Origin of the sequence: Streptomyces sp. RerS4, from assembly GCF_023515955.1 — a bacterium.
Lineage (GTDB): Bacteria > Actinomycetota > Actinomycetes > Streptomycetales > Streptomycetaceae > Streptomyces.
On the sequence record NZ_CP097322.1, the window covers coordinates 3,517,622 to 3,544,057 of the forward strand.

29 protein-coding genes and 1 pseudogene are annotated in these 26,436 nt (G+C 72.6%); 22 read left to right on the plus strand and 8 right to left on the minus strand.

Translation table 11 applies throughout. The annotated features are described in order from the left end of the window. The first annotated feature begins 222 nt into the window (after positions 1-222). From M4D82_RS16210 to M4D82_RS16265, 12 genes and pseudogenes are all read left to right on the plus strand, one after another. Positions 223-987, plus strand: a complete 765-nt coding sequence (locus M4D82_RS16210; protein WP_249766732.1) for an SDR family oxidoreductase — start codon at positions 223-225, stop codon at positions 985-987. Positions 988-1,282: 295 nt separating this feature from the next. Continuing rightward, positions 1,283-2,530 carry an NAD(P)/FAD-dependent oxidoreductase gene (locus M4D82_RS16215; protein WP_249766733.1) on the plus strand — a complete coding sequence of 416 codons (1,248 nt, stop codon included), beginning with the start codon at positions 1,283-1,285 and terminating at the stop codon, positions 2,528-2,530. A 1-nt stretch (position 2,531) separates the two neighbouring features. Further along, positions 2,532-3,428 (plus strand): RNA polymerase sigma-70 factor, encoded by an 897-nt coding sequence (locus M4D82_RS16220; RefSeq protein WP_249771856.1) that lies wholly within the window; start codon positions 2,532-2,534, stop codon positions 3,426-3,428. Between the two features lie 150 nt (positions 3,429-3,578). After that, positions 3,579-4,466, plus strand: coding sequence for a hypothetical protein (locus tag M4D82_RS16225; RefSeq protein ID WP_249766734.1), 888 nt, complete (start codon positions 3,579-3,581; stop codon positions 4,464-4,466). 64 nt (positions 4,467-4,530) lie between these two features. Then, a complete protein-coding gene (locus M4D82_RS16230; RefSeq protein WP_249766735.1) occupies positions 4,531-4,971 on the plus strand; it encodes a hypothetical protein in 441 nt (146 codons plus the stop codon). 153 nt (positions 4,972-5,124) lie between these two features. Continuing rightward, complete coding sequence (locus tag M4D82_RS16235) at positions 5,125-5,598, plus strand: CBS domain-containing protein (protein ID WP_249766736.1); 474 nt, start codon at positions 5,125-5,127, stop codon at positions 5,596-5,598. After that, on the plus strand, positions 5,595-6,899 hold the full coding sequence (locus tag M4D82_RS16240) for an ArsB/NhaD family transporter (RefSeq protein WP_249766737.1): 1,305 nt from the start codon (positions 5,595-5,597) through the stop codon (positions 6,897-6,899). The genes M4D82_RS16235 and M4D82_RS16240 overlap by 4 nt, the downstream gene beginning before the upstream one ends. A gap of 280 nt (positions 6,900-7,179) precedes the next feature. Beyond that, on the plus strand, positions 7,180-7,383 hold the full coding sequence (locus M4D82_RS16245) for a cold-shock protein (RefSeq protein WP_249766738.1): 204 nt from the start codon (positions 7,180-7,182) through the stop codon (positions 7,381-7,383). Between the two features lie 257 nt (positions 7,384-7,640). Next, the gene (locus M4D82_RS16250) at positions 7,641-9,158 is read left to right on the plus strand and encodes a DEAD/DEAH box helicase (protein ID WP_249766739.1); all 1,518 of its coding nucleotides are present in this window, start codon (positions 7,641-7,643) and stop codon (positions 9,156-9,158) included. Between the two features lie 46 nt (positions 9,159-9,204). After that, positions 9,205-9,483 (plus strand): annotated as a pseudogene (locus M4D82_RS16255) (CBS domain-containing protein); the annotation flags it as partial. A 95-nt stretch (positions 9,484-9,578) separates the two neighbouring features. After that, positions 9,579-9,890: an SCO5918 family protein gene (locus M4D82_RS16260; RefSeq protein ID WP_249766741.1), complete on the plus strand. Its 312-nt coding sequence runs from the start codon at positions 9,579-9,581 to the stop codon at positions 9,888-9,890. A gap of 700 nt (positions 9,891-10,590) precedes the next feature. Then, on the plus strand, positions 10,591-10,929 hold the full coding sequence (locus M4D82_RS16265) for a MerR family transcriptional regulator (RefSeq protein WP_249766742.1): 339 nt from the start codon (positions 10,591-10,593) through the stop codon (positions 10,927-10,929). Here M4D82_RS16265 and M4D82_RS16270 read toward each other — a convergent pair. Continuing rightward, a complete protein-coding gene (locus M4D82_RS16270) occupies positions 10,874-12,352 on the minus strand; it encodes an FAD-dependent monooxygenase (RefSeq protein WP_249766743.1) in 1,479 nt (492 codons plus the stop codon). The two genes, M4D82_RS16265 and M4D82_RS16270, sit on opposite strands and share 56 nt — an antisense overlap. 130 nt (positions 12,353-12,482) lie before the next feature. Between M4D82_RS16270 and M4D82_RS16275 the strand changes: the two genes are divergently transcribed. The 7 genes from M4D82_RS16275 to M4D82_RS16305 all read left to right on the plus strand — a co-directional run bounded on the left by M4D82_RS16275 (position 12,483) and on the right by M4D82_RS16305 (position 20,250). Continuing rightward, positions 12,483-13,058 carry a TetR/AcrR family transcriptional regulator gene (locus M4D82_RS16275; protein WP_249771858.1) on the plus strand — a complete coding sequence of 192 codons (576 nt, stop codon included), beginning with the start codon at positions 12,483-12,485 and terminating at the stop codon, positions 13,056-13,058. A gap of 120 nt (positions 13,059-13,178) precedes the next feature. Beyond that, entirely contained in the window at positions 13,179-13,316 is a 138-nt protein-coding gene (locus M4D82_RS16280; protein ID WP_249766744.1) for a hypothetical protein, read from the plus strand. A 162-nt stretch (positions 13,317-13,478) separates the two neighbouring features. Continuing rightward, positions 13,479-14,135, plus strand: a complete 657-nt coding sequence (locus M4D82_RS16285) for a peptidoglycan recognition protein family protein (protein WP_249766745.1) — start codon at positions 13,479-13,481, stop codon at positions 14,133-14,135. A 78-nt stretch (positions 14,136-14,213) separates the two neighbouring features. Further along, positions 14,214-15,971, plus strand: a complete 1,758-nt coding sequence (locus tag M4D82_RS16290) for a sensor histidine kinase (RefSeq protein ID WP_349637071.1) — start codon at positions 14,214-14,216, stop codon at positions 15,969-15,971. Further along, positions 15,968-16,681, plus strand: coding sequence for a response regulator (locus M4D82_RS16295; protein ID WP_502988942.1), 714 nt, complete (start codon positions 15,968-15,970; stop codon positions 16,679-16,681). Before M4D82_RS16290 ends, M4D82_RS16295 begins: the two co-directional genes overlap by 4 nt. A 163-nt stretch (positions 16,682-16,844) precedes the next feature. Next, positions 16,845-17,651, plus strand: a complete 807-nt coding sequence (locus tag M4D82_RS16300; protein ID WP_502988943.1) for an ABC transporter ATP-binding protein — start codon at positions 16,845-16,847, stop codon at positions 17,649-17,651. Positions 17,652-17,685: 34 nt separating this feature from the next. Then, positions 17,686-20,250 carry an ABC transporter permease gene (locus M4D82_RS16305; protein WP_249766747.1) on the plus strand — a complete coding sequence of 855 codons (2,565 nt, stop codon included), beginning with the start codon at positions 17,686-17,688 and terminating at the stop codon, positions 20,248-20,250. Here M4D82_RS16305 and M4D82_RS16310 read toward each other — a convergent pair. From M4D82_RS16310 to M4D82_RS16325, 4 genes are all read right to left on the minus strand, one after another. After that, entirely contained in the window at positions 20,247-20,702 is a 456-nt protein-coding gene (locus tag M4D82_RS16310) for an iron chaperone (protein WP_249766748.1), read from the minus strand. The genes M4D82_RS16305 and M4D82_RS16310 overlap by 4 nt on opposite strands. 28 nt (positions 20,703-20,730) lie before the next feature. After that, complete coding sequence (locus M4D82_RS16315) at positions 20,731-21,072, minus strand: helix-turn-helix domain-containing protein (RefSeq protein WP_502988944.1); 342 nt, start codon at positions 21,070-21,072, stop codon at positions 20,731-20,733. Between the two features lie 22 nt (positions 21,073-21,094). After that, on the minus strand, positions 21,095-21,505 hold the full coding sequence (locus M4D82_RS16320) for a VOC family protein (protein WP_249766749.1): 411 nt from the start codon (positions 21,503-21,505) through the stop codon (positions 21,095-21,097). Between the two features lie 80 nt (positions 21,506-21,585). Then, complete coding sequence (locus tag M4D82_RS16325; RefSeq protein ID WP_249766750.1) at positions 21,586-22,515, minus strand: alpha/beta fold hydrolase; 930 nt, start codon at positions 22,513-22,515, stop codon at positions 21,586-21,588. Positions 22,516-22,627: 112 nt separating this feature from the next. Between M4D82_RS16325 and M4D82_RS16330 the strand changes: the two genes are divergently transcribed. Both M4D82_RS16330 and M4D82_RS16335 read left to right on the plus strand, forming a co-directional pair. Then, positions 22,628-23,242, plus strand: a complete 615-nt coding sequence (locus M4D82_RS16330) for a TetR/AcrR family transcriptional regulator (protein WP_249766751.1) — start codon at positions 22,628-22,630, stop codon at positions 23,240-23,242. A 17-nt stretch (positions 23,243-23,259) separates the two neighbouring features. Next, positions 23,260-23,559 (plus strand): pyrophosphohydrolase domain-containing protein, encoded by a 300-nt coding sequence (locus M4D82_RS16335; RefSeq protein WP_249766752.1) that lies wholly within the window; start codon positions 23,260-23,262, stop codon positions 23,557-23,559. A gap of 33 nt (positions 23,560-23,592) precedes the next feature. On the opposite strand, the gene M4D82_RS16340 is transcribed toward M4D82_RS16335, so the two are convergent. After that, positions 23,593-24,636: an aldo/keto reductase gene (locus tag M4D82_RS16340; protein ID WP_249766753.1), complete on the minus strand. Its 1,044-nt coding sequence runs from the start codon at positions 24,634-24,636 to the stop codon at positions 23,593-23,595. A 117-nt stretch (positions 24,637-24,753) separates the two neighbouring features. Here M4D82_RS16340 and M4D82_RS16345 point away from each other — a divergent pair, with 117 nt between their 5' ends. Then, entirely contained in the window at positions 24,754-25,404 is a 651-nt protein-coding gene (locus M4D82_RS16345; RefSeq protein ID WP_249766754.1) for a TetR/AcrR family transcriptional regulator, read from the plus strand. A 58-nt stretch (positions 25,405-25,462) separates the two neighbouring features. Here the strand turns inward: M4D82_RS16345 and M4D82_RS16350 are convergent, their stop codons facing one another. Together M4D82_RS16350 and M4D82_RS16355 are read right to left on the minus strand one after the other, a co-directional pair. Then, a complete protein-coding gene (locus M4D82_RS16350; RefSeq protein ID WP_249766755.1) occupies positions 25,463-25,855 on the minus strand; it encodes a TOBE domain-containing protein in 393 nt (130 codons plus the stop codon). Positions 25,856-25,967: 112 nt separating this feature from the next. Further along, complete coding sequence (locus M4D82_RS16355) at positions 25,968-26,399, minus strand: ATP-binding protein (RefSeq protein ID WP_249766756.1); 432 nt, start codon at positions 26,397-26,399, stop codon at positions 25,968-25,970. Positions 26,400-26,436 lie beyond the last annotated feature (37 nt).

The window sequence follows — 26,436 nt, forward strand, 5'->3', positions numbered from 1 at the left end:
CTTCAGATGGGCACGGCTGATCACGCTGCGCGTTGCCGCCTGCGGTGAGCGTGACGCCGGACGGGTGAAAGACGGAGTCGGATGGGCGGATTGTTCAAGAGGTGACGCGAATGTTCGAGAACGACCCCGCACGTACCGCGCATCCTGCGTGAGGCACGTGCTCCCGTCACGTGGACCGGGGGGCGTGCCGTGGAAGTCGTTCCTTTCTCAGGAGGCTGTGTCATGGTCACAACCCCGGACAAGACGCTCACCGGCAAGGTCGCCTTCGTCGGCGGCGCATCCCGCAACCTCGGCGGGCTGATCAGCACCACCCTCGGCGACGAGGGCGCCCTCGTCGCGGTGCACTACAACAGCGACTCCTCCCGCGCCGAGGCCGAGTCCTTGGCCGAGAAGATCAACGGCGGCCCTGGCGAGGCATTCACGATCCAGGCCGACCTGACCCGGGTCCCCGAGGTAGAGCGAGTCTTCGACGAGGTCCTCAACCGGTACGGGAAGCTGGACTACAGCATCAACACCGCCGGCATGGTCCTCAAGAAGCCGCTCACCGAGATCACCGAGGAGGAGTACGACCGCATGTTCGCGGTCAACTCCAAGGCCGCGTTCTTCGTGATGCGCGAGGCCGCTCGCCGGATGGAGGACGGCGGGAAGATCATCACGATCGTCACCTCGCTGCTGGCCGCCTACACCGGCCTGTACTCCTCCTACGCCGGCAGCAAGGCACCGGTCGAGCACTTCACCCGCGCCCTCTCCAAGGAATTGTTCGGCCGGAACATCTCCGTCAACAACATCGCGCCCGGCCCGATGGACACCTCGTTCTTCTACCCCGCCGAGGACGACGACTCCGTCGCCTACCACAAGTCCTCCGCCATGAACGGAGACCTGACGAAGATCGAGGACATCGTGCCCTGGGTCCGCCACATGCTGACCGACGGCTGGTGGGCCAACGGCCAGACCCTGTTCCTCAACGGCGGCTACACCACCCGCTGACCGGCCCTCCGATCCGGTACCGGGCCGTCAGCGGCCCCGCACCCAGCCATGCACGAACCTTTCCGCAGGTCAGAACCCCCGCACACACCCAGGTACCGGGTGATTTCCAAGCTTATGGCGCGGGTTGGATTCCCGCCATCCGCTCTTGCGAGAAGGCCCAGGTCAGCGACCTGGGCCTTCGTCGTTGCCCAGAGGGCCGCCTTCGCAGGTCGCATGTGATCTGGGCCACATGCTGTCACAGGGGGCGGGGGTGCGGTGTCTTGAGGTCGATCGCCTTGCGACGGAGGAGGAAGTCATGTCCTACAGGAGTGGCACGAAGCACCGTGTCGTCGTCCTCGGCGCCGGCTATGCCGGGTCCCATGTGGCCGGAACCCTGGCGCGGCGCCTGGCTCCGGCGGATGCCGAGATCACCGTCGTGAACGCCGAGCCGGACTTCGTGCAGCGGCTGCGGTTGCACCAGCTCGCGGCCGGCGGGCAGGTCGAAGCGCCTCTGCTCACCGACGTCTTCGCGGGAACCGACGTCCGGCTGCGGTTGGGCCGGGTCACCGCCGTCGACCCCGAGCGTCGGACCGTCGCGGTGGATGGAACCGACGGTCACGGGGAGGTCGGTTACGACACGCTCGTCTACGCGCTCGGGAGCCACGGGGCCGACAACGGCGTGCCCGGTGCGGCCGCGTACGCCTTCGACGTCGCCGGCCGGCCGGCCGCTCTGCGGCTGCGTGAGCGCCTGGACGGGCTGGACGTGCGGGGCGAGGGCGGGCAGGTGGTGGTCGTCGGCGACGGGCTGACCGGGATCGAGACCGCCACCGAGATCGCCGAACTCCGTCCCGGCCTTTCGGTGACCCTGATCGCCCGCGGCGAGCTGGGCACCACGCTTTCCGCCGGAGCCCGTGATCACCTGCGTCGGGCGTGCGATCGGCTCGGCATCACCGTCCTTGAGCACACCAGCGTGGAAGCAGTCGAGGCGGCGCGCGTGCGGTGCGCGGACGGAACGATCCTGCCGTCCGACGCGACCGTGTGGGCGGCCGGGTTCGCCGTCGCCCCGATCGCCTCCGCCGCGGGTCTCGACGTCACCGACGACGGTCGGGTCGTCGTCGACCGCACCATGCGCTCGCTCTCGCACCCGAGCGTCTACGCCGTCGGCGACAGCGCATACACCACCGGCGACAACGGCCTTCCCCTGCCGATGTCCTGCGCGTCCGCCGGTTACACCGGCCGGCAGGCCGCGGCCGCGATCGTGGCCCGCCTGACCGGCCGCGAGGTCAAACACACGGGGCTGGAGTACGTCGGCAACCACATCAGCCTCGGGCGGCGCGACGGCATTCTGCAGATGGTCGACCACAGCGCGAACGCCAAGCCCAAGTACCTGGGCGGCCGGAACGCAGCACGGATCAAGGCCGGCATCCTCTTCCTGTCGCTGTGGACCACCTCCCACCCCACCTTCGGCCTGCCCACGCGCACGCACCGCCTGTCCAACGCGGCGGAGCCGACCGACAAGACGATGATCCGCCCGGTGGGAAGCGGAGAAGCCGCCCGTGGCTGAGATGACCGACCACACCACCGACCCGGCGACCGAGGCGTTCGTAGCCCACCGCAACCTGCTCTTCACCGTCGCCTACGAAATGCTCGGATCGGCGGCCGACGCCGAAGACGTCCTCCAGGAGACCTGGCTGCGCTGGGTGGGGGCCGATGTGGAACAGGTGGGCGACCAGCGGGCGTACCTCGTACGGATCACCACCCGGCAGGCACTCAACCGGCTGCGCGCCATGAAGCGCCGCCGCGAGGCGTACGTCGGCCAGTGGCTGCCCGAACCGCTGATCACGACGCCGGACGTGGCCGAGGACGTCGAGCTCGCCGAGAGCATGTCGATGGCGATGATGCTCGTCCTCGAAAGCCTTTCCCCGACCGAGCGGGCGGTATTCGTACTGCGCGAGGTCTTCGAGGTCGGCTACGAGGAGATCGCCGAGGCCATCGGCAAGAGCACCGACGCCGTCCGGCAGATAGCGCACCGCGCCCGCCGGCACGTCGGCGCCCGCCGCCCGCGCAGAACGGCCTCCCCGAGCGAGACCCGGGCGGCCCTGGAGTCCTTCCGGCGCGCCATCGAGACCGGGAACCCGCAGGACCTGCTGGACGTACTCGCCCCCGACGTCGTACTGCTCAGCGACGGCGGCGGCATCAAGAAGGCGGCGCTGCGTCCGGTCATCGGCGCCGAGAAGATCGTCCGCTTCTGGTTCGGCGGCTCCGCCCAGGTCGAGGCCACCATCAGCTGGGAACCCACGGTGGTCAACGGCGGCCCCGCACTCGCCGTACACGTGGGCGGCGAGCTCGACGGCGTCCTGGCCGTCCGCGTCGAGGACGCCCGCATCACCGGCCTCTACTTCGTCCGCAACCCCGAGAAGCTGACCCACGTCACCTCCGAGACCCCACTGACCCTGCGCTGAACGCTGACGCCATCAGGCTTCAGCCGAGGAGACGAGGAGACGAGGAGACGAGGAGACGAGGAGACGAGGAGAGGCATGCGTACTCCGCTACCGAGCGCAACCGGCACACCGCCGTCGCCCTGGCCGTCGGTGCGGTCGCACGTACACGACGTGCCGATCGCCGTCGCCGGGCCGCCCGCCGCGGTCGAGCGGGTCAGCGCCGCCCTCGACCGACGTCTGCCGGACGGCTTCGCGATCACCGAGGTCGCCGACACCACGGCCGCCGAACGGTTGATCCGCGACCGGGAGGTGTACGGGGCGATAGACGTCAGCTCCGGCACCCCGCGGGTCATCACCGCCTCGGCCGCCGGCGGGGTGGTCGCCCAGACCCTGCAGGGCGTCGCGGCCGGGCTCGGTCAGGCGCAGGCCCAGGGGCAGGGGCAGGGCGCGGGCAAGGAGCCCCCTCTTCGTGACCTCGTCGCCCTGCCGGCCGACGACCCGCGCGGCGCCGGCCTGGCCGCCGGAGCCCTGCCCCTGGTCATGGGCGGCCTCCTCGCCGCGCTGCTGCTGACCAGACTCGTACGCGGCACCGCACGCCGGGTCACCGGGGCGCTCGCCTTCGCGATCACCGGCGGCTTGGCCGTGGCGGCGATCCTGCAGTTCTGGCTCGGCTCCCCGAGCGGTACCCACCTGTCCAACACGGGCGCGATCGCCCTGGCCATCGCCGCCACGTCCCTCGGCATCATCGGGCTGGAGTCACTGCTCGGGTACGCGGGCTTCGGCCTCGGCGCCGTCGTCATGATGCTCATCGGCAATCCCCTGTCCGGCGCCTCGTCCGCACCCGAGATGCTGCCCGGCTGGTCCGGCGCGCTCGGCCGACTGCTGCCACCGGGGGCGGGTGGCCAGTTGCTGCGTTCCACGGCCTTTTTCGACGGCCGCGGAGCGACGCAGCCCGTCATCGTCCTGCTGACCTGGATCGCGTGCGGTGCGGTGCTGTGTCTGGTCGGCAGCCTGCGAACGCCCGCAGCACGGGCCTCTGCCGGCGACCTCGACCCGTAGAAGCCGACCCGCGTCACCTCCGAGACCCCGCACACCCCGCACACGAACGAGAGGGAACCCCGCCATGACCAGACAGACGACTTCCGCACGGACGACTTCCGCACGGACGACTCCCGCCGCGCCGCGCGGCAGCGCTTTCCTCCGGACCGCGATAGCCCTGCAGACCCTGACCCTCCTCTTCCAGGCGGTCACCGCGGGCATGCTGCTGAACTCGTCCCACGGATATCTGATGCACGATGTCGGATCGAAGGTCATGTACGCGGCCGCCGTGCTGTACCTGCTCGCCACGATCCTGGCCTGGCGTCCGGGCGGCGGATCCCCCCGCCCCGTCCTCTACGCCACCGGCTTCCTGCTCCTCGCCTCGGCGCAGGTCGCGCTGGGCGTCGCGCACGTGCCCTCGTTCCACGTCCCCCTGGGCGTGGTGATGTTCGCCCTCAGCACCCTGACCCTGGTCCGGTCACTGTCCCCGCGCTCGCCGCTGCACCCGGCCGCCAGGACCCCCTAGCCGCCGCCTCGTGAACCGCTCGGCCCGACCCGCTGAACCGCGGAGACCTGCTCGCGCCGGTCGTGTCGCCGGGTCCCGTCCGCGTCGCCTTCTCGATCATCGCTCACAGCGGTACCGACGCACCGACGCAGTGACCCGACCCGGAGGAGAGCCATGCCGGCCCGTGACCTCGCCGAGCCCTACCCGCACGTGACCACCGACGACGCGGCCGTGGACGCCGTCCGGCTGCTGGCCGGGCGGAACCTGCCCGCGCTGCTGGTCCTGGACGCCGACGGCATCCCGTACGCCGCCGTCCCCGGCTCCCAGCTGGTGCGCCGGCTCGTGCCCGAGTACGTGATGGAGGACCCGCTGCTCGCCGCCGTCATCGACGACCGGCACGCCGACGCGCTCGCCGAGGGGCTGGCGGGCAAGACGGTGGCCGAGTGGCTGCCCGAGCACGCCTTCAAGCCGCCGTACGTCGGCCCGGACGCGGGCACGATGCAGATCGCCGCCACCATGGCCCGTACCCACGTCCCCCTCGTCGCCGTCATCGCACGCGGCACCACCGGCGAGAAGGGTCGGCTCCTCGGGGTGGTCACGGCGGCGGGCCTCATGCGCCACCTGCTCGCGGCGGGCGGCCAGGGGTGAGCGACTGGCACGGCTGGGCCGCCGTCGCCGTCTTCGCCGGCGCCTACTTCCTCATCATCAGCGAGAAGATCCACCGCGTCGCCGCGGCCCTCGGCGGCGCGGGACTGATGCTGGCCATCGGGGCCACCGACGACACCGCCGCCTTCCACTCGGATGAGACGGGCATCGACTGGAACGTCATCTTCCTGCTGATGGGCATGATGATGATCGTCGGCGTGCTCAAGCGGACCGGCCTCTTCGAGTACCTGGCAATCTGGTCGGTGAAGAGAGCGAGGGCCCGCCCGTTCCGGGTGATGACGATGCTGATCCTCATCACGGCGGTGGCGTCCGCGCTGCTGGACAACGTCACCACCGTGCTGCTGGTCGCCCCCGTCACCCTGCTCGTCTGCGACCGGCTGCGGCTGCCGGCCGCCCCGTTCCTGATCGCCGAGGTCTTCGCCTCGAACATCGGCGGCACGGCCACCCTGGTCGGCGACCCGCCCAACATCATCATCGCCAGCCGGGCCGGACTCACCTTCAACGACTTCCTCGTCCACCTCGCACCCCTGTGCGCGGTCCTGACCGTCGTCCTGTTGGCCCTGTGCCGGGTGATGTTCGCCGGCGCCTTCGTCTACGACGAGAAGCATGCGGCCGAGCTGATGGAGCTGCGCGAACGCGAGGCCATCAGCGACCCGCGGCTGCTCGCGCAGGGGCTGGGCGTCCTCACTCTGGTCGTGGCCGGGTTCGTGCTGCATCCCGTACTGCACCACGAGCCCAGCGTCGTCGCCCTGCTCGGCGCCGGACTGCTCATCGCGATCTCCAAGGTCGAGACCGGCGAGGTCCTCGGCGAAGTGGAGTGGCCCACGCTCGCCTTCTTCGCCGGGCTCTTCGTCATGGTCGGCGCCCTCATCGAGACCGGCGTCATCGGCAGCCTCGCGTCCTCCCTCGCGGCCGCGATCGGCGGCGACGAACTCGGCGGCTCCATGCTGCTGCTCGGCGGCTCGGCCGTACTCTCCGGGCTGATCGACAACATCCCGTACGTCGCCACCATGGCGCCCATCACCGATCAGCTGGTCACCGACATGGGCGGCGAGCCCGACCACGTCCTGTGGTGGGCCCTGGCCCTCGGCGCCGACCTCGGCGGCAACGCCACCGCCATCGGCGCCTCCGCCAACGTCGTCGTCCTCGGCATCGCCGAACGCAACCGCCGGCCCATCGGCTTCTGGCAGTTCACCAAGTACGGCCTCGTCGTCGCCGCCGTCACCATCGCCCTCGCGGCCCTGTACCTGTGGCTGCGGTACTTCGCCTCCGCCTTCGCGTGAGAGCCGGTTACGCCGTCGCGTCGGGCCGGCCCGGCAGGCGGGCGCCGATCACCGCGGGCCGGGACGACCCCGCCATATCTATGACCGCGGTCTGAGAATTTGACCGACCCCGCGCGGAGACTTTCTACCACCACGCATAAGGTGGAAATATTCAGCCCACAGAAGCCACCCCGGCGTGCTACTGTCGATCGTGGTTGCAGTTTTTGGCACCCAAAACTTCGAGTATTTTCAGTCGACCTGCGTGCCACGATTCCGGTGCACTGCCCCAAGGAGATATGACATGGCTACTGGCACCGTGAAGTGGTTCAACGCGGCAAAGGGCTTCGGCTTCATCGAGCAGGACGGTGGCGGCGCCGACGTGTTCGCCCACTTCTCGAACATCTCGGCCGGCGGCTTCCGTGAGCTGCTCGAAGGCCAGAAGGTGACCTTCGACATCGCGCAGGGCCAGAAGGGCCCGACGGCCGAGAACATCGTTCCCGCCTGACGCCGCCGCAATACGTAGCTGGGGCCCGCATCCCTCGGGGTGCGGGCCCCAGCTGCACGCATTTCCCCGACGTGGTTTCTCCGGCGGCACACGGAATTCCGGGTAGCGACGCCGCCTGTTTCAGCGCCCGGGTCCGTACGGATTTCCCGTAGACCAGCTGCGCTTTCGCATTCAATTCGGCCCGTTCTCGTAATTCCCAGCGCCGCTTTTCCGCTGCGGGAGTTCCCTGACGCGTGCCGTGTCAAGGAAGGTTCTGAATGAACCCCGTACGCAAGAACGAGCGCTCCTCCCGTACCCGCGGCCGCACCGGCGGCCCCTCTTTCGGCGCGGGCGGCGCCGGTTCGTCCCGTGGCGGCCGCTTCGGCTCGTCCACGCCGAGCCGTTCGGGAGGTCCGAGCCGTTCGGGCGGCTACGGCCGCCGGCCCGCCGCGGTCCAGGGCGAGTTCGCCCTGCCCAAGACGATCACCCCCGCGCTGCCCGCGGTCGACGTCTTCGCCGACCTGGACATGCCCCAAGCGTTGCTGGCCGCCCTCGGCGCGCAGGGCGTGACCGTGCCCTTCCCGATCCAGGGCGCCACGCTGCCCAACACTCTCGCGGGCCGCGACGTCCTCGGCCGCGGCCGCACCGGCTCCGGCAAGACCCTGGCGTTCGGCCTCGCCCTCCTGGCCCGTACGGCCGGTCAGCGCGCCGAGCCCCGCCAACCGCTGGCTCTCGTCCTCGTCCCCACCCGCGAGCTGGCCCAGCAGGTGACCGACGCCCTCGCTCCGTACGCCCGCTCCGTGAGGCTGCGTCTGACCACCGTCGTCGGCGGCATGTCGATCGGCAGGCAGGCGGGCGCGCTGCGGGCGGGCGCGGAGGTCGTCGTCGCCACGCCGGGCCGACTGAAGGACCTCATCGACCGCGGTGACTGCCGACTGAACCAGGTCGCGATCACCGTCCTCGACGAAGCCGACCAGATGGCCGACATGGGCTTCATGCCCCAGGTCACCGCTCTGCTCGACCAGGTGCGCCCCGAGGGTCAGCGGATGCTCTTCTCCGCCACCCTCGATCGCAATGTCGACCTGCTGGTGCGGCGCTACCTGACCGACCCGGTCGTGCACTCGGTGGACCCCTCGGCCGGCGCGGTGACAACGATGGAGCACCACGTGCTGCACGTCCACGGCGCCGACAAGCAGCGGATGACGACGCGGATCGCCGCGCGCGAAGGCCGGGTGATGATGTTCCTGGACACCAAGCACGCCGTCGACCACCTGACCGAGCACCTGCTCAGCAGCGGCGTGCGGGCCGCCGCGCTGCACGGCGGGAAGTCCCAGCCCCAGCGCACCCGCACGCTCGCCCAGTTCAAGACCGGCCACGTCACCGTGCTGGTGGCGACCAACGTGGCGGCGCGCGGCATCCACGTCGACAACCTCGACCTCGTCGTGAACATCGACCCGCCGACCGACCCCAAGGACTACCTCCACCGCGGCGGCCGTACCGCCCGCGCCGGCGAGTCCGGCAGCGTCGTCACCCTGGTCACCCCGAACCAGCGCCGCGAGGTGACCCGTCTGATGGCGGCGGCCGGGATCACCCCGCAGACCACCTCGGTCCACTCGGGTGAAGAGGCTCTGAGCCGCATCACCGGCGCCCAGGACCCCTCCGGGGTCCCGGTCACCATCACCGCACCCGTGACCGAGCGGCCCCGGGGCGGCGACGCCTCCCGCGGTCGGCGCAGGCCCCGCTCGGCGGCCCGGCGTGGGGACGGGCGGCAGTCCTCCTTCGACGCGGCGGCCTGAGAACCACTTGATCAGGAAACTGACCCACCTCTGCAGGAGGCACGTTGTGACGTTGATCCAGATGCAGGACCGCTCGGCACATGGCAATCCCTCGCACCGGATGGTGGTCGACGCCGCGGAGCCGGCCGTTCCACAAGTCTGTGACGACATGACCGTCGAAGTGGCCTTGTCGGTCATGGCCGGCGCCCGCACGGATCATCTGCTCGTCTGCGACGAGGACGACCTGTGCACCGGGCTGGTCACCCGGGCCCAACTCGCCGCCGTCCATGAGGGCGCCACGTACACGGACCGGCTCAGGCTGCGCGATGTCCTCGGCGAACGGGGCCGCCCTTCGGGCGCCCTCGCCCTCGCACGCTGAACCGCCGCACCGCCGCACCGCCGCAGCTCCGACGTGACCGTCCCTTCCCCTTGTGAGGCATCATGCGCTGTGTCATCGCCCGCTTCCCGTTCGACCTGACGAAGAGCGGCGTCCTGGAATCGATGAAGGGCGTCAAGCCCGAGCAGGTCACCGGCGCGTCCGTGATCGTCGGCCGCCGCACCTACCCCGTCAAGCAGGTCGGCCAGGTCATCACGCGCCAGGACCGACGCGACTTCACCGCCGGCGAAGTCCTCCGGGCCATGACCCAGCTCGGCTTCACCTGCCGCGGCCTGCCCGAGATCACCGCGGCGCCGCGCGCTCTCACCCCGCTCCAGCAGGCGTCCGCGATGCTCGGCGTACCGGTGACCGCCTGACCGACAGGCATGGCACTGGAGGGCCCGACCGGCACGAGCCGGTCGGGCCCTTCCGCGTCCCGATGCTTCCTTCACCGCAGGTAGTTAGCTCAGTCCAAGGCGCGCGAAAATCTATCCTGGCCAAGGTAGACATTGGGCAGTGGTGCGGTTATGGTTTCTCTCGTAGCCAGAGAGATCCAAGGGCTCGGCAGAGACGAACTGCCGGGCAGCAGTACGTGTAATCGCAGTTTGCAGAGCGGTGCGGTGGTGGAGTTCCGAAGCCAGGTTTTCGCAGGACGGTGACGGGACTGACGACCGGACCGGGTGGCCCGCAGTCATCAGGGGCCGCCAAGAGCAGTAGCAGCAGTACGCAGTACCAGTAGTAGGCAGTACCAGTAGTAGGCAGTACCAGTAGTAGGCAGTACCAGCAGTACGCAGTCCCGCTTCACCTGTAGTTGATCAACGAGGAAGATCGGAGGGGCAAGGCGCCATCAGGATCGCCCGGGTGGAAGTTCGAGCCCGGGTACCGCAGGACATCGATAGCGAGGTGGTCTCCGGTCAAGCAACCGCGATCCCCGCATTCCCGGCAGCCACTGGGCCGGGTCGGCGGAAACATGAGGTCGGCGCGGTATCAGGGCCGACAGATGGTGTAGTAGTTCCTTCGGGGCCCTGGTGCCGTACGGCACCAGGGCCCCTCCATGCGTTCCATGAGAGAGGTGCAATGACAGCAGACGACTCGTTCGGCCGTCTTGACGACGACGACTACCCCGCCTACACGATGGGCCGCGCCGCCGAAATGCTCGGCACCACCCAAGGCTTCCTCCGCGCGATCGGTGAAGCCCGGCTGATCACTCCGCTGCGCTCCGCCGGCGGACACCGTCGATACTCCCGCTACCAATTGCGCATCGCGGCACGCGCCCGGGAACTCGTCGACCAGGGCACCCCCATCGAGGCCGCCTGCCGCATCATCATCCTTGAGGACCAGCTCGAAGAGGCCCAGCGCATCAACGCCGAATACCGCCGCGCCGCCGAATCATCCCCGCCGTCCGCCACCCCGTAGGCCGTGTCTCGCCCTCCCAGTAGACGTAGCCGTCGGGGCGGATCAGCGTCGCGGTGTGGCGGGCCGGGTCGGTCCAGGTGGCGGTGGTGACCCTGCCCGGGACCCTGGGGGTGGCGATCGTCGCGGCGTCGCGGCCACGGGGGGCGACGAGGACGAAGTCGCCCTCGCGGAGCAGTTCGTAGAGCCGGCCGCGGTCGAGGCCCGCGTCGGGGGCGCGGTGGCCTCCTGAGCGGTGGGCGGCGGCTCCGGCTCCGTAGCGGAGGCCTGTACCGCTGAGCATGCCCATGACCTTGTCGGACGCGGGGTCGAGGCTGTTGAGCAGGCCGGTGGCCAGGGCGCGGGCGGCCCGCTCCAGGGGGTTGTGCGCCATGGCGAGGCGGACGAGCGCGCCGCTGCTGCGCAGCACGTTCTTGCCGACGGGGTGCCGCTCGCTCTGGTAGCTGTCGAGGAGCGCCTCGGGGTCGGGGGCGTCGCCGCGCAGGACCGAGGCGAGCTTCCACGAGAGGTTGGCGGCGTCCTGGAGGCCGGTGTTCATGCCCTGGCCGCCGGCGGGTGAGTGCACGTGGGCCGCGTCGCCGGCGAGAAAGACCCGCCCGCAGCGGTAGCGGGGGGCCTGGCGCTCGTCGCTGTGGAAGCGGGAGATCCAGCGGGCGTCGTGCATGCCGTAGTCGCTGCCGAGGGCACGACGGGCGATCTCGCGGACCTCGTCGAGGTCGACGGGCTCGCTGTCGGGTACCTGGCGCTCGCGGTTCCACCCCATGACGCGGTACCAGCCGTCGCCGAAGGGGGCGATGAAGGCGAACGCGTCCCCGACGCCGTTCACGCTCAGGAGGCCCTCCGGTTCCCGGGCGAGGCGGACGTCGGCGAGGACGATGGAGCGGATGACGGAGACGCCGGGAAAGGGCATTCCCAGCTCGGTGCGGACGGCGCTGCGTACGCCGTCGCAGCCGACGAGGTAGCCGGCGGTGAGGGTGAGGGGCCGCCCGTCGGGATCGGTGAGCTCGGCGGTGACCGTATCGGCGTCCTGGCGGAGGCCGCGCAATGGGGTGGCGTGCCGGAAGTCCACGCCGGCGGCCAGGGCGCGGCGCTCCAGGAGGCGTTCGACCTCGTACTGGGGGGTGATGAGGAGGTACGGGTAGCGCGAGGCGAGCCGGCCGAGGTCGAGGGACAGGCGGCGGAACAACCGCAGGCCGGTGACCGGGGTGCCGGTCCGCACCAGTGCGTCGGCGAGGCCGCGGGCGTCGAGCAGTTCGAGGGTGCGGGCGTGGACGCCGAAGGCGCGGGTCATGTTGCTGATGCCGTGCGGGCGGCGCTCGACGAGGGTGACCCGCAGGCCGGCGGCGGCGAGATCGCCGGCGAGCAGGAGGCCGGTGGGGCCCGAGCCCACGACCAGGACGTCCGTGTCGGTCTTCGTGTCCTGCACGACTGCCTCCCCGGTGGCCGACCGAAGTCGGTCCGATGGTGTGCCAACCAGCGTTGGTCAACGCTTGTTGGCCATGGTGACCCCGCTCGATTGCTCTGTCAACGCCTGTTGGCCTACAGTTGTTGACATGATGACCGCCGCGCCCGCGCCCACCCCCCGCCGCTCCGACGCCACGCGCGCCGCGATCCTGGAGGCCGCCCGCGAGCGTTTCGCCGCCGACGGCTACGACCGCGCCACCATCCGTGCCATCGCCCGCGACGCCCGGATCGACCCGTCGATGGTCATGCGCTACTTCGGCAACAAGGAGGGGCTGTTCGCCGCCGCCTCCACCTTCGACCTGCGGCTGCCCGAGCTGGACGCGCTGCCCGAGCAGGGCATCGGTGCGGCCCTCGTGCGCCACTTCCTCGACCGCTGGGAGCAGGACGACGTGCTCACCGCGCTGCTGCGCGTCGGCGTCACCAACGCGGCGGGCGCCGAGCGCATGCAGGCGATCTTCAAGGAGCAGCTCGGCCCGATCGTGGCCCGCGTCTGCCCCGATCCGGCCGAGGCCCCGACCCGCGCCGCGCTCGTCGCCTCGCAGATCCTGGGCATGGCGCTCACCCGTTTCGTACTGCGGCTGCCGCCCGCCGTGGCGATGTCCCGCGAGGAGGTCGCAGCCTGGCTCGGGCCTACGGTGCAGCGGTACCTGACGGCGCCGCGGGCGTAGGGGGCGTCTGGCGCGGCCGGGCGCGGGTAGGCGTACGGGTGGGAAATGGCCCGAGGAGGTGGGTTCCGTGGTGGACGAGCCCGGCCTCTCCCGTCAGGAGCAGCTGGCCCTGACGAGGATGTGGCGCTGTTCAGCCGGGCGGTGTCCACGTCGTCGCCGGCGCTGATCCGGGCCTTCGCCGTGGTGTGGGTGGCCAGGGTGGCGGGGCTGTTCTTCCTCCTGCGTCGCGCGTACCGGTGGCACCGCTCGCGGTCCTAGCCGCGCATGCCGGTCGCCGTTGCGCAAGCGGTCGGGGCCGGAGTGGTGAACGGGGGGCGCCCCCGGGGTGAAGGTGGGCCGGTGGGCCGTTTTCCGGATCACCGGGGGGAAGGTCTTGCGGCGAGTACGCCGAACCACCCCGGCCCGCCGGAAGGGTGCGCTATGTCGTCCGACTCTCGGCGGGTGGTCACCCGTCGCCTGCTGCTGAGCGGCGCCATGGCCGCCGGCGCCCTGACGTTGTTTCCCGGGCCGGCGCGCGCGGCGCCGGGCGCGTGGATCGCGGACTGCGCCATGTGGGGGGCACGGCGGGAGTCCGCGCCGCCGGCCGTGCTGGCCACCCGGCCGCGCAGCATCGTCATCCACCACACGGCGACCGCCAACGTCGCGGACGTCACCCGTGAGCGGGCCTTCACCCTGGCCCGCTCGATCCAGCGGCACCACATGGTGGAGCGGGGCTGGTCCGACACCGGACAGCACTTCACGGTCAGTCGGGGCGGGTTCGTCGTGGAGGGCCGGCACGGCAGTCTGGCGGCGCTGCGGTCCGGCACGTCGATGGTGCGCGGAGCCCATTGCACCGGCCACAACGACACCTCGCTCGGCATCGAGACCGAGGGCACCTACACCGGCGCCGCCCCGCCGGCCGCGCAGTACCGGGCGTTGGTGGAGCTGTGCGCGCGGATCTGCCACGGGTACGGGCTGCCGCCGTCGGCGGTGCACGGCCACCGCGACTTCAACGCCACGCAGTGCCCCGGCGACGCCCTGCACGCCCTGTTGCCCCGGCTGCGGGAGGACGTCGCCGCCGCGCTCAGCCGTCGGTAGAGCTCTGTCTTTGGGCAGAGGCGCGGATCAGCCTCGTGGTTCATGCCCGCCGGTCGGGCGGCGTCGATACTGGTCAGCGTGCCGGTCATCAGACGTTTGCGTCGTTTCGCCCCCGGCCGCGCGGCCGGGGAGACGGTCGGCGTGGCCCTCGCCGGACTCGGCGTGTACGCGGCGATCGGATGGATCGGCGCTCTGACGCACCCGTGGGCGCAGCTCGCCCTCCTCGCCGCCGGCGTCGGGCTCTTCCCGCTGCGGCGCCGCCTGCCCGCCGCGGTGCCGGCGGCCCTCGCCGCGCTGACCGGGGTGGCGCCCGCGCTGGGGCCCGTCACGGCGGCGACCGCCTACGCGGTGGCCCGCCGGTCGGTCGGGGCCCGGCTGCCGGCAGGCGCGGGCGCCGCGCTCGTGGCGGCGGCGACGGTGGCCGGGCCGTGGTTCGGGCCCGGATCGGTGGCGTACGGGCTGGCCCTCGGCCTGGTCCTCGCGCCGACCGCCGTGATCGTCCCAGGCCTGGTCGGTACGGCGCAGGGGCAGCAGGCGCGCCTCGTACGGGCGCTGCGCGAGCGCGGTGACGCGGCGGAGCGGGCGCGTCGGCTGGCCGAGAGCGAGTCCCGCATGCACGAGCGGTCCCGGATCGCCGCCGAGATGCACGACCTGGTGGGCCACCGGCTGAGCCTGGTCTCGCTGCACGCGGGCGGGCTGGAGCTGGCCTTGGAGAAGGCCGCTCCCGAGCTGCGCGAGGAGGCCGTCCTCGTACGCCGCACCGCGCGCGACGCCATGCGCGAGCTGCGCCAGGCCCTCGGGGTGCTCGGCCCGCTCGGCCGGGACACCGGGCCGGACACGCTCACCGACGCGACGGGCACCCGCGCCGACGTCGAGGCGCTGATCGCGCACTCCCGCGACGGGGGCGTCGCCGTACGGCTCGACTGGTCGGGGTCGGACCTCGACGCCCGCCCCGCGCCGGTGCGCCGGGCGGTGCACCGCGTCGTGCGGGAGGCGCTGACCAACGTGCACCGGTACGCCGCCGACGCGCACGTCACCGTGGCCGTGGTGCACGACGCCGAGGCGGTACGGGTCACCGTGCGCAACGGCGCCCCGCTTAGGTCGTGTCTTGTGGATCATGCCGGATCAGGGAGTGCCGGGCGTCGCGAGCCCGGCATGATCCACAAGGCACGGCCTAAGCCCCGCCCCACCGCCGGGGAGGTCCTCGCCGCCGGGGAGGCGATCGGCACCGGGCGCGGGCTGGCGGGGCTGCGGGAACGGGTGGAGCTGCTCGGCGGGACCCTGGAGGCCGCCGCGCTGCCGTCCGGCGGCTTCCGGGTGGAGGCCGTCGTACCGGCGGAGCCGGCCGGGGACGGCGTACGGGACCGGGACGGCGTACCGGACGGGCGGCCCGAAGCGGCCCCGGACCTGCTCCCCGGCCGCCCCCTCGGCCCCGCCCCGCCCGCGCGCCGCACCGCCGAGGCGTTGACGCTCGGCTGCGGGCTGCTGACGCTGTGCGTGCTCATGGTCCTCGGCGTCGCCTTCGTGTACGCCGCCCAGCCCTCCGGCGTCCGCACCGGGCCGGCGCCGCTGCCCCGGATCGGCATGACGTACCAGGACGTGGCGGCGACGGGCGTACTGGACAACAAGGCCGTCCGGGCCGCGGCCACCGGGCACGAGCCGCCGCGCCCCGCCGGTACGGCCGGCTGCGTGTACCCGTTCAACGGCGCCACCGAGCCCGGCCCCGACGGCCTGATCGTCGCCCGCTACTGCTTCGACGCCGCGCAGCGGCTGATCGCCATCGACCGTTTCACCGTCCCGTCGGTCCGGGACGGCACGCCCTGGGAGACCCCGTGACCGAGCCCACCCGGCCCACCGAGCCGACCGTGCCCACCCGGCCGAGCCGCCCGATCAGCGTCCTGCTCGCCGACGACGAGGCGATGATCCGGGCCGGTGTCCGCCTGATCCTGCGGCACGCCGGTGACATCGACGTCGTCGCCGAGGCCGTCGACGGCCGCCAGGCGGTCGAGCTGGCCGCCGTCCACCACCCCGACGTGGCCCTCGTCGACATCCGCATGCCCGTCCGCGACGGCCTGGCCACGATCGCACCGCTGCTCGCCCTCGACCCGGCGCCGCGCGTGGTGATGCTGACGACCTTCGGCGACGACGACAACGTCCTGCGGGCGCTCCGGGAAGGGGCCACCGGGTTCCTCCTCAAGGACGAGGGCCCGCAGGAGCTGATCAGCGCGGTACGGGCGGCCGCCGCCGGGGACGCCGTGCTCTCCCCCGGCGTCACCGGGTCGGTGATCAGCCGGATGCTGAGCGGCGCCGGGCCCGAGGCCCGCGACGCCGCACGCGGGGACGAACGGATCGCCCGGCTCACGGCGCGGGAGCGGGAGGTCCTCGCGATGCTCGGCGAGGGCCTGTCGAACCAGGACATCGGCGGCCGGCTCGGCATCGGGATCGGCACGGTCAAGACGCACGTGGGCGCGATCCTGGAGAAGACGGGCTCGGCGAGCCGGGTCCAGGCGGCGCTCCTCGCCCACCGGACGGGCCTGGCGTCCTGACGCGGTAAGCCCCTGCAGCAGCTCTGCCGAAAGTCGGGGGACGGGCCGCCGGATCACCCTTTCGACAGAGCCCGACTCCCACCCACAGGGCGATGTTTCCGCAGGTGATGGGCGATGACGATGGGAGCGACCCCCCGTCCGCCCCGCCCCGTGGAGCAGAACCGTGTCGCACCTCCCCCCGCCGTCCTACGGCGCCACCGCCTCCCCCCGCCCCACCGCCGAACCGGCCGCAGTCGCCACGGGCCTGACGAAGGTCTACGGGAAGGGCGAGACCCGCGTCACCGCCCTGGACGGGGTGAACGTCGAGTTCGCCCAGGGCCGGTTCACCGCCGTCATGGGCCCCTCGGGGTCCGGCAAGTCGACGCTGATGCACTGCCTGGCCGGGCTCGACACGGTGACCTCCGGTTCGGCGCGCATCGGCGACACCGAACTGTCCGCGCTGAACGAGCGCCAACTCACCGCCCTGCGGCGGGACAAGGTCGGCTTCGTCTTCCAGGGCTTCAACCTGCTGCCCACCCTCACCGCCCTGGAGAACATCACCCTGCCGCTGCGGATCGCCGGCCGACGGCCCGACGCGCGGTGGCTGGAGGCCGTCGTCGCCACCGTCGGGCTGGCCGACCGGCTGGGCCACCGTCCCGCCGAGCTGTCCGGCGGGCAGCAGCAGCGGATCGCGGTGGCTCGGGCGCTGGTGTCGCGGCCCGAGATCGTCTTCGCCGACGAGCCGACCGGCAACCTCGACTCCCGCTCCGGGGCCGAGATCCTCGGCTTCCTGCGGGACTCCGTACGGGAGTTGGGGCAGACGGTGGTGATGGTCACCCACGATCCGGTGGCCGCCGCGCACGCGGACCGGGTGGTGTTCCTGGCCGACGGCCGGCTCGTGGACGAGCTGCGCGAGCCGAGCGCGGGCGCCGTCCTCGACCGGATGCTCCGCTTCGAGGCCGAAGGCTCCCGCGCCACCGGCACCCGCTGACACGCCCACGGTCCCCTCTTCCCGAAAGCCCCCCATGCTGCGAACAGCCCTGCGCAACCTCCTGGCGCACAAGGCCCGTCTGGCCATGACCGTCCTCGCGGTCTGTCTCGGTGTCGCGTTCGTCTCCGGCGCCCTCGTCTTCGCGGAGTCCTCCGCCGCCGCCCAACGGGCCGCCGCGTCGAAGGACTTCGCGGACATCGCCGTCTCGGTGACCCCGAAGAGTTCCCCGGCCGACTCCGCCGACGATCGGAACGCCACCGCCCTCGACGACGCGCTCGTCCACAGGCTCGCCGCCCTGCCCGGCGTCGCCGCCGTACGCCCGACCGCCGACGGCTCGGCCACCCTGGCCGCCGCCGACGGCACCGCGCTGCGCGCCGGGAAGGCGTGGGCGAACCAGGCCGGTGCCTACCTGCCCGGCCCCGACGGCAAGGACGCCCGGCACCCGCTGGTCAAGGGCCGCGCCCCCGCCGGCGCGGACGAGATCGCCGTGGACGCCGGCGCCGCCGCCGCGGGCCGCCTCGCCCTCGGAGACCTGGTCAAAGTGGCCACCGACGGCCCCGTCATGACCAAGCGGCTCGTCGGCATCGTCACGACCACCGACACCCGCGTGACCGCCGGCGGCACCCTCGCCCTGTTCGACAAGGCCACCGCCCAGGAGCTGTTCGCCTCCCCCGGCCGCTACACCGGCATCGACCTGTCCGCGAAGCCCGGCACCACCGAGTCCGAGCTGTCCGCGCGGGTCACCGCCGTCCTGCCCGCCGACCGCGCCGAAGCCGTCACCGGGACCGCCCGGGCCACCCGACAGAGCGTCTACGTCGACACCGTGACCCGCGGCTACGCCAAGCTGCCGCTGGTTTTCGCCGGGGTCTCGCTCTTCATCGGCTCGTTCCTCATCGTCAACACCTTCACCATGCTCGTGACGCGGCGCACCCGCGAGATCGCGCTGCTGCGCGCGATCGGCGCCTCCCGCCGGCAGGTGTCCGGCGCGGTCCTGGTGGAGGCGGCCCTGCTCGGGTTCGTCGCCTCGGCGGCCGGCTTCGTCCTCGGCCTCGGGATCGCCGCCGTCCTGCCCCGCCTGCTGAGCACCCCGCAGGACACGCTGCCCGACGGCCCCCTGGTGATCGGTCCGCTGCCGGTCGTGGCCGCGCTCGGCGTCGGCGTCGGCGTGACGGTGCTCGCCGCGTGGCTGCCCTCGCGCAGGGCGGCGAAGGTGGCGCCCGTCGAGGCGATGCGCTCGGTGGAACGGCCGCCGTCGGCCGGCCGGACGCGGGTACGGGGCGCCGTCGGGGTGGCCCTGCTGGGCCTCGCCGTCGCGCTGCTGGCGTCGCTGTCGGGGGCGAAGGACGCGTCGGAGGAGAACCTCCGGGACGCGATGCTCGCCTGCGGTGTCCTCGTCGCCGCGCTGATCGTGGCGGCGCCGCTGCTCGCCCGGCCGGTGATCCGGCTCGCCGGACGGCTGACGGGCCGCGCCGGCGTCGTCGGGCACCTCGCGCGGGAGAACGCGCTGCGGGACCCGCGCCGTACGGCGGCCACCGCGTCCGCCCTGGTGATCAGTACGGCGCTGGTCGCGGGGCTCGCCGTCATCGGCGAGTCCACCGGTCAGGCCTTGGACCGCCAGGCCGCAGCCGGCCTCGCCGCCGACTACGTGATCGGCACCCGCGTCCCCACGCACGGCATCGACCCGGACGCCGCGCGCCGGGTCGCGGCGGTGCCCGGGGTGCGGACGGCCACCGCCGTCACGGACTCCACGCTGGTCACCGGCGGCCTCGTCCGGGAGCTGGCCGGTGTCGACCCGGCCGCCCTCGACCAGGTCATGCGGCTCGACTTCGTCAGCGGCTCCGCCAAGGACCTCGGGCCGGGCCGGATCGCCGTCTCCCGCACCCTCGCCCGCGCGCACGGCGTGAGCGCGGGCGACCGCCTCGACACCCGCATGGGCCGCGAGCAGGAACCGCGGCCGTACACCGTCGTCGGCGTCTACGAGGACAACCCGACCGCCGGCGACGCGCTGGGCGACCGGAGCGAGGTGCGGCGGAGCGCCTTCCTGCCCGATTCCGCGCAGCGGCTCCTCGTACGCGTCGACGGCGGGGTCACCGACCGGGCCACGGAGAAGCGGCTGCGCGCCGCCGTCGGCGACAACCCGCTGCTGAAGGTCCAGGACCGGGCGTCGCTCGTCCGCGAGGCCTCGGGCGGCATGGGCGACCTGCTGACCCTGATGTACGGGCTGCTCGCCCTCGGCGTCGTGATCAGCGCGCTCGGCATCGTGAACACCCTGGCCATGTCGGTGGCGGAGCGGACGCGGGAGATCGGTGTGCTGCGCGCCCTCGGCATGGACCGCGCCGGCGTGCGGAGGATGATCCGGCTGGAGGCGGTGACGGTCGCCGCGTTCGGCACGCTGTTGGGGCTGGTGGGCGGGGTGTTCAGCGCCTGGGCCGTCGGCTCGATGGCCAACGGCTCGATGGCGGGATACGCGCTGGTGCTGCCCTGGGGGACGCTGGCCCTCGTCTGCCTGCTGTCCCTGGGGGTCGGCGCGGTCGCGGCCCTGGTCCCCGCCCGCCGCGCGGCGGCGCTGAGCCCCCTGCGGGCGGTGGCGGAGGCCTAGGCGACGGCCTTCCTGACCAGGGCGGCGACCAGCTCCTCGTCGGCGGCGGTCAGCTCCTTCAGGGCGTAGGAGGTGGGCCACAGGTTGCCCTCGTCGAGGCCGGCCTGGTCGCTGAAGCCGAGAGTGGCGTAGCGGGACTTGAACTTCGCCGCGCTCTGGAAGAAGCAGAGGACCTTGCCGTCCTTTGCGTACGCGGGCATCCCGTACCAGAGCTTCGGCGTGAGGGAGGGGGCCGCGGCCTTGACGATCACGTGGACGCGTTCGGCGAGGACGCGGTCCCCGTCCGGCATCTCGGCGATCTTCGCGAGCACCTCGCCCTCGGTGTCCGCCTTCGCCCCGCGCGGGCCGCGGCGCGCGGAGGCCTTCAGCTCCTTCGCGCGCTCCTTCATGGCGTCGCGTTCCTCGTCGGTGAAGCCGTCGTACGTCTTGTCGTCCGCGGTGGTGGCCTTCATGACGGGTTTCCTCTCTGGCGGGGTCGGGTCAGGCGGCGGCGGTGAGGCGGGCGGTGAGGATGGCCGGCTGCGGGCAGCCGAGGGCGGAGGCGGCCTCCGTGACGGCGAGGTCGCGGTCGCGGTGGCGCAGCAGCGTCGTCGCGCGCTCGACGCGCCGGGCCATCAGGTAGGCGTAGGGCGAGTCGCCGTAGGCGAGGCGGAACTGTCGGCTGAGGTGTCCGGCCGGCATGTCGGCGGCGCGGGCGAGCGCCTCGACGTCCAGGGGCCGCGCGTACTCGCGGTCGATGCGGTCGCGGACGCGGCGCAGTCGGGCGAAGTCGCCCAAGCGCTGCGCCAGGGTCAGCGCGCGGCCCCATGCGGGAAGGCACATGTCGGGATCCCCCCCGCCCGGACTACCGGAGTTCCTGGATGCGGATCAGGTTGCCCGCCGGGTCGCGGAAGGCGCAGTCGCGGATGCCGTACGGCTGCTCGATGGGCTCCTGGACGACCTCGGCGTCGGCGGCCTGGACCTTCTCGAAGGTGCCGTCGAGGTCCGGGGTGGCCAGGAGGATCCAGCCGTAGGTGCCCTTGGCCATCATCTCGGCGATGGTGCGGCGCTCGTCCTCGGTGACGCCCGGGTCGACGGCCGGCGGCGCCAGCAGGATGGAGGTGCCGGGCTGTCCGACGGGTCCGACGGTGATCCAGCGCATCTTGCCCTGGCCGACGTCGTTGCGGACCTCGAAGCCGAGGACGTCGCGGTAGAAGGCCAGGGAGGCCTCCGGGTCGTCGTGCGGGAGGAAGCTGGTGTGAATGGTGATGTCCATGGCTGAAACGTTAGATCCGCCCCCGCCACGAACGCTTCTCCATTCCTGACCGGTCTCGGCGCGTTGCGGCCGGCCCCCTCCTACCGCGCGTGGTCGAGGGAGTCGACGTCCTCCATGAAGCTCAGCATCCGGGGGTTGACCAGGTCCGGGTGGTCGATCTGGGGGCCGTGGCCGGTGGCCTCGACGATCTCGGCGCGGGCTCCGGGGATCAGCCGCGGTACGCGTTCCAGCTGGCGCTTCGGGTGCACGAGCAGGCTCCGCTTGCCCATGATCAGGTAGAACGGCTTGCGGATCGTGCCCAGTTCGGCGTCCGAGAGCGGCAGCGGGGCGGGGCGGCGGATCCGGAAGGCGCGGACGCTCGCCTGGACGGAGGTCCGCAGTTCGGGAACGGCGATCACCGGCTGGTCCAGCCAGGCGGCCAGCCGCGGGCGCAGCGCTTTGGGGGCGAAGGTGGCGAAGAGGCTCACGAAGATCCACACGAAGAAGCGCAGGCCGACCTTCTCCAGGCCGCCGGGGTCGAGGGCGGTGACGGAGGCGAGGCGTTCGGGGCGGCGGTGCACCTGGTTGATGACCAGCCAGCCGCCGTAGGAGGAGCCGACCAGGTGGACGCGGTCGAGACCCAGTGCGTCGAGGACCTCGTCCATCCACTGCGCGGCGCGCTCGGGCTGCCACATGGGCTCGCGGTGGACGCTCCTGCCGGGGTCGCCGGGGGTGTCGAAGGCGTAGACGGGGCGATCGGCGCTGAGCGCGGGGGTGTTGGGGTACCACATCGCGGAGCAGCCGCCGGAGCCGTGGATGAGGACGACGGGCGTACGGGACTCCGCGGCGGGGTCGGTGGGGCCGTAGCGGTAGACGTGCGTGGTGCCGAAGCTCGTCTCGACGTCGGTCTCGAAGCGGGCGGGCGCACCCATCGCGTAGAGCGCGTCGCAGGTGGCGAAGTAGCGGTCGCGCAGGGTGTCGTTGACGTAGCGGCCGACGTCGCGGCGTACACGGGTCGTGGTGTCGGGCACGGGGCACCTCCGGGAGGATCGCTGCTGCTTCGTGGTACGACCGTATCATTATCTTGGTACAGCGGTACCATGAACCCTCCCGGGCAAGCCGAAAGAGCGGAGAGCGCAGACCATGCCGAAGCGCGTGGACCACGAGGAACGGCGCGGCCAGATCGCCGAGGCGCTCGTCCGGGTCGCCGGACGGCGCGGACTGCACGCGGTGGGCATGCGCGATGTCGCCGCCGAGGCCGGGGTGTCGCTACGGCTCGTGCAGTACTACTTCGAGACCAAGGAGAAGCTGCTCCTCTACGGGCTCCAGCACCTCACCGACCGCTTCACCGCCCGCGTCGGCGCGCGGCTGGCCGCCGCCGGGCCCGCGCCCGGCCCGCGCGCGACCGCCGAGGCCCTGTTGCTGGCCTCCCTGCCCACCGACGAGGAGAGCCGCACCTTCCACCTGCTCTACAGCTCCTACGCGATCCTCTCGGTGACCGACGAGGCGCTCGCCGCCCAGCCGTTCATCGACAACCCCGACGCCGCCGAGGACGCCCTGACGGCGCTGTTGGAGGGGGCAAAGGAGGCGGGCGTGGCCGATCCGGGGGTCGACGCGCGGGTGGAGGCGATCAGCCTGCTCGCGATGGCGGCGACGATGGGCACGAGCATCCTCGTCGGCCAGCGGGACCCCGAGTCGGCGATCGCCGTGCTGCGCCACCACTTGGACCGCGTCTTCACCGTGCCGCCGCAGGCGTGACGCGGCCCCCGGGCCGCATGACCGCCGCACGCACCTCCCAGGACCTGGTCCGGGAGTTCCACGAGGCCTTCGGGCTCAACGTCGCCCCCCGCCCGACCTCCGTCGCTCCCGAGTTGGCCGACGTGGTCTACATCGCCTACGGGACCGCCCTCGTGCACGGCATCGACCTCGACGCCGTCCTCGCCGAGATCCACCGCGCCGACATGTCCAAGCCGGGCCCGGACGGCCGCCCCACCCTCCGCGAGGACGGCAAGGTCCTCAAAGGGGCCGCCTACCGCCCGCCGCGCGTGGCCGACGTTCTGCGCGACCAGGCGTAGGGCCGCCGCCTGCGCGTCGCCGGGTGGTGGGGGTCAGGGGCGGGGGATGAGCGGGGGGTTGAGGCGGGCGAAGGGTTCCTGGCGTTCGTAGGGGAAGTACGGGTACGGGGCCGGGCGGTGGCTCGCGGCGTCGAGGTGGGCCACCTGCTCGGGCGTCAGGCTCCATCCGATGGCGCCGATGTTCTGGCGCAGTTGCTCCTCGTTGCGGGCGCCGATGATGACGGAGGCGACGGTGGGGCGGCGCAGCAGCCAGTTGATGGCGACCTGCGGGATCGTGCGGCCGGTCTCGCGGGCCACGTCGTCGAGGGCGTCGACCACGTCGTAGAGGTAGCCGTCCTCCACCGGCGGCCCGTAGTCGGCGGTCTCGTGCAGCCGGCTGCCGGCCGGCAGCGGCAGGCCCCGGCGCAGCTTGCCGGTGAGCCGGCCCCAGCCCAGGGGGCTCCAGACCAGGGCGCCGACGCCCTGGTCGTGGGCGAGGGGCATCAGCTCCCACTCGTAGTCGCGGCCGACGAGGGAGTAGTGGACCTGGTGGGCGACGTAGCGCGGCAGGCCGTGCCGGTCGGCGGCGGACAGGGACTTCATCAGCTGCCAGCCGGCGAAGTTGGAGACGCCGACGTAGCGGATCTTGCCGGCGCGGACGAGCTGGTCGAGGGTGACGAGCACCTCCTCGACGGGGGTGGCCGCGTCGAAGGCGTGCAGCTGGAAGAGGTCGATGTAGTCGGTGTCGAGGCGGCGCAGGGCGTCCTCGGTGGCCTTGATCAGGCGGGAGCGGGAGGTGCCGGCGTCCAGGGGGCCGTCGCCGGTGGGGAGTCCGGCCTTGGTGGAGAGCAGGACCCGGTCGCGTCGGCCCTTGACGGCCTGGCCGAGGACTTCCTCGGAGGCGCCCGCCGAGTAGACGTCGGCGGTGTCGAAGAGGTTGATGCCCGCGTCGAGGCAGATGTCCACCAGCCGGCGGGCCTCCTCGGTGTCGGTGGTGCCCCAGGCGCCGAAGAGGGGCCCGCTGCCTCCGAAGGTGGCGGCGCCGAAGCTGAGGGCGGGGACCTTGAGGCCGGACGAACCGAGCTGCCTGTACTCCATGGCTTCCATGACGTGTCGTGTCCCTTCGGCGAGCGGGTAGCAGTAACGGGACTGTCGGCCCGTTAAGATGTCCCCAAGCTAACACCGATGCGCGGCTAATGGAACCGGAGACCCGTTATGAAGGAGTTGTCGGACGACGGCAGTGCCGAGCCGGGGACGCTGCGACCCGGCGGGCGGACGGCGCGCGTACGGGCGGCCGTGCTGGACGCGGCCGGCGACACCCTCGCCGAGCAGGGCTTCCACGGGCTGGACCTCGCCGAAGTCGCCCGCCGCGCCGAGGTCGGCAAGACCACCGTCTACCGGCGGTGGGGCACGGTGGCCGGGCTCGTCGCCGACCTGCTGACGGACATGGCCGAGCAGTCGCTGCCCCGCACCGACACGGGATCGCTGCTGGAGGACCTGACGGCCAACGCGGAACTCGTCCGCCGGACGCTGGCCGATCCGCGTCAGGGGGCCCTGTTCAAGGCCGTGATCGCCGCCGCCACGGGCGACGCCCGCACGGCCGAGGCCCTGCACCGCTTCTACGCGGTCCGGGTCGCGGAATGGGCGCCCTGCGCGGCGGCGGCCGTGGAGCGGGGGGAACTGCCGGCTGGCACCGACCCCGCCGAGGTCATCCGCGCCGTGTCGGCGCCGCTGTACTACCGGTTCCTGACGAGCGCGGCGCCGCTGGACGAGGACACGGCGCGGCGGGCGGCGCGGGGCGCGTACGAGGCGGCTCGCGCGGGGGTCTACGTACGGGCCGACGGCGAGGAGCGGCGGTCGGAGTAGGCGGCGGTCGGAGTGGGCGGCGGTCCGCGCCAGAGCGGCCGGCGTCAGGCGCTCGGCGTCAGGTGCGGTCCACGAACACGCTGGTCGACTTCACGCGGGCGGTGGCCCGCATGCCCACGACCAGGCCCAGTTCCTCCACCGCCTCCCGCGTCAGCAGGGACACCACGCGGTGCGGACCGGCCTGGATCTCCACCTGCGCGCTGACGCTGCCCAGCTTGATGCCGGTCACGATGCCCGGGAAGGCGTTGCGCGCCGAGGTGTACGGGGCGTCCTCGTCCTCCCCGCCCTCCTGCGCGACCTCGACGCAGAACGCCGCCAGGTCCGTGCCCTCGACGATCCGTCGGGTCCCCTCGCGCCGCGTGGGGAACCGCCCGGCGTCGGCCCAGCGGCGGGCGGTGTCGCTGCTGACGCCGAGCAGTCGGGCTGCCTGACCGATGGTGTACGTCTCCATGCGGCGCAGCCTAGGGGGTATCCGGCGGATCAGGGTCGGGCCCGGCCATGATCCGCCGGACACCCGCATGGCCGATGTTTCACGTGAAACACCCGCATGGCCGCGCCCGGCCTCAGCCCCGCGGTGCCCGGATCGCCGCCCAGACCGTCTTGCCCGGGTGGCCGGCCTCCGGGGCGGCCGGGTCGGGGGCGGCCGTGGTGAAGCCCCACTCGGCGGACAGCCGCTCCAGCATGACCAGCCCGTGTCCGCCGGGCCGCCCCGGGTCGCCCGTCGGTCGGCGCCGGGGCGGTTCCGGGCTGTCGTCGCGAACCTCGACGCGCAGCAGGCCCGGGGCGTGGCGCAGGACCAGCTCGCGGGGGCCGCCCGCGTGCAGGCAGGCGTTGGTGACCAGCTCGGACACCAGCAACAGCGCGTCGTCCGTCTCCTCGGCGTCCGCCGGCCACTGCCAGTCCATCAGTGCGGACCGGGTGAAGTCGCGGCACCGGGTGACGACCCCGTTCGCGGCGCCTCCGGCCAGGACCAACCTTCGCGTCTGCTCGGCCACAGACTCTCCCGTCTCCGCCCCGCCCGGTCCCCCTCGG

Excerpts from the sequence above, each read along its gene's own strand:
- M4D82_RS16260 (WP_249766741.1), top strand. The coding sequence starts at position 9,579 with ATGCGCTGTGTCATCGCCCGCTTCCCGTTCGACCTGACGAAGAGCGGC.
- M4D82_RS16305 (WP_249766747.1), top strand. The coding sequence starts at position 17,686 with ATGCTGCGAACAGCCCTGCGCAACCTCCTGGCGCACAAGGCCCGTCTG.
- M4D82_RS16210 (WP_249766732.1), top strand. The coding sequence starts at position 223 with ATGGTCACAACCCCGGACAAGACGCTCACCGGCAAGGTCGCCTTCGTC.
- M4D82_RS16230 (WP_249766735.1), top strand. The coding sequence starts at position 4,531 with ATGACCAGACAGACGACTTCCGCACGGACGACTTCCGCACGGACGACT.
- M4D82_RS16235 (WP_249766736.1), top strand. The coding sequence starts at position 5,125 with ATGCCGGCCCGTGACCTCGCCGAGCCCTACCCGCACGTGACCACCGAC.
- M4D82_RS16285 (WP_249766745.1), top strand. The coding sequence starts at position 13,479 with ATGTCGTCCGACTCTCGGCGGGTGGTCACCCGTCGCCTGCTGCTGAGC.
- M4D82_RS16245 (WP_249766738.1), top strand. The coding sequence starts at position 7,180 with ATGGCTACTGGCACCGTGAAGTGGTTCAACGCGGCAAAGGGCTTCGGC.
- M4D82_RS16350 (WP_249766755.1), bottom strand. The coding sequence starts at position 25,855 with ATGGAGACGTACACCATCGGTCAGGCAGCCCGACTGCTCGGCGTCAGC.
- M4D82_RS16320 (WP_249766749.1), bottom strand. The coding sequence starts at position 21,505 with ATGGACATCACCATTCACACCAGCTTCCTCCCGCACGACGACCCGGAG.
- M4D82_RS16310 (WP_249766748.1), bottom strand. The coding sequence starts at position 20,702 with ATGAAGGCCACCACCGCGGACGACAAGACGTACGACGGCTTCACCGAC.
- M4D82_RS16315 (WP_502988944.1), bottom strand. The coding sequence starts at position 21,072 with ATGTGCCTTCCCGCATGGGGCCGCGCGCTGACCCTGGCGCAGCGCTTG.
- M4D82_RS16215 (WP_249766733.1), top strand. The coding sequence starts at position 1,283 with ATGTCCTACAGGAGTGGCACGAAGCACCGTGTCGTCGTCCTCGGCGCC.
- M4D82_RS16330 (WP_249766751.1), top strand. The coding sequence starts at position 22,628 with ATGCCGAAGCGCGTGGACCACGAGGAACGGCGCGGCCAGATCGCCGAG.
- M4D82_RS16275 (WP_249771858.1), top strand. The coding sequence starts at position 12,483 with ATGACCGCCGCGCCCGCGCCCACCCCCCGCCGCTCCGACGCCACGCGC.
- M4D82_RS16220 (WP_249771856.1), top strand. The coding sequence starts at position 2,532 with ATGACCGACCACACCACCGACCCGGCGACCGAGGCGTTCGTAGCCCAC.
- M4D82_RS16345 (WP_249766754.1), top strand. The coding sequence starts at position 24,754 with ATGAAGGAGTTGTCGGACGACGGCAGTGCCGAGCCGGGGACGCTGCGA.
- M4D82_RS16265 (WP_249766742.1), top strand. The coding sequence starts at position 10,591 with ATGACAGCAGACGACTCGTTCGGCCGTCTTGACGACGACGACTACCCC.
- M4D82_RS16250 (WP_249766739.1), top strand. The coding sequence starts at position 7,641 with ATGAACCCCGTACGCAAGAACGAGCGCTCCTCCCGTACCCGCGGCCGC.
- M4D82_RS16340 (WP_249766753.1), bottom strand. The coding sequence starts at position 24,636 with ATGGAGTACAGGCAGCTCGGTTCGTCCGGCCTCAAGGTCCCCGCCCTC.
- M4D82_RS16335 (WP_249766752.1), top strand. The coding sequence starts at position 23,260 with ATGACCGCCGCACGCACCTCCCAGGACCTGGTCCGGGAGTTCCACGAG.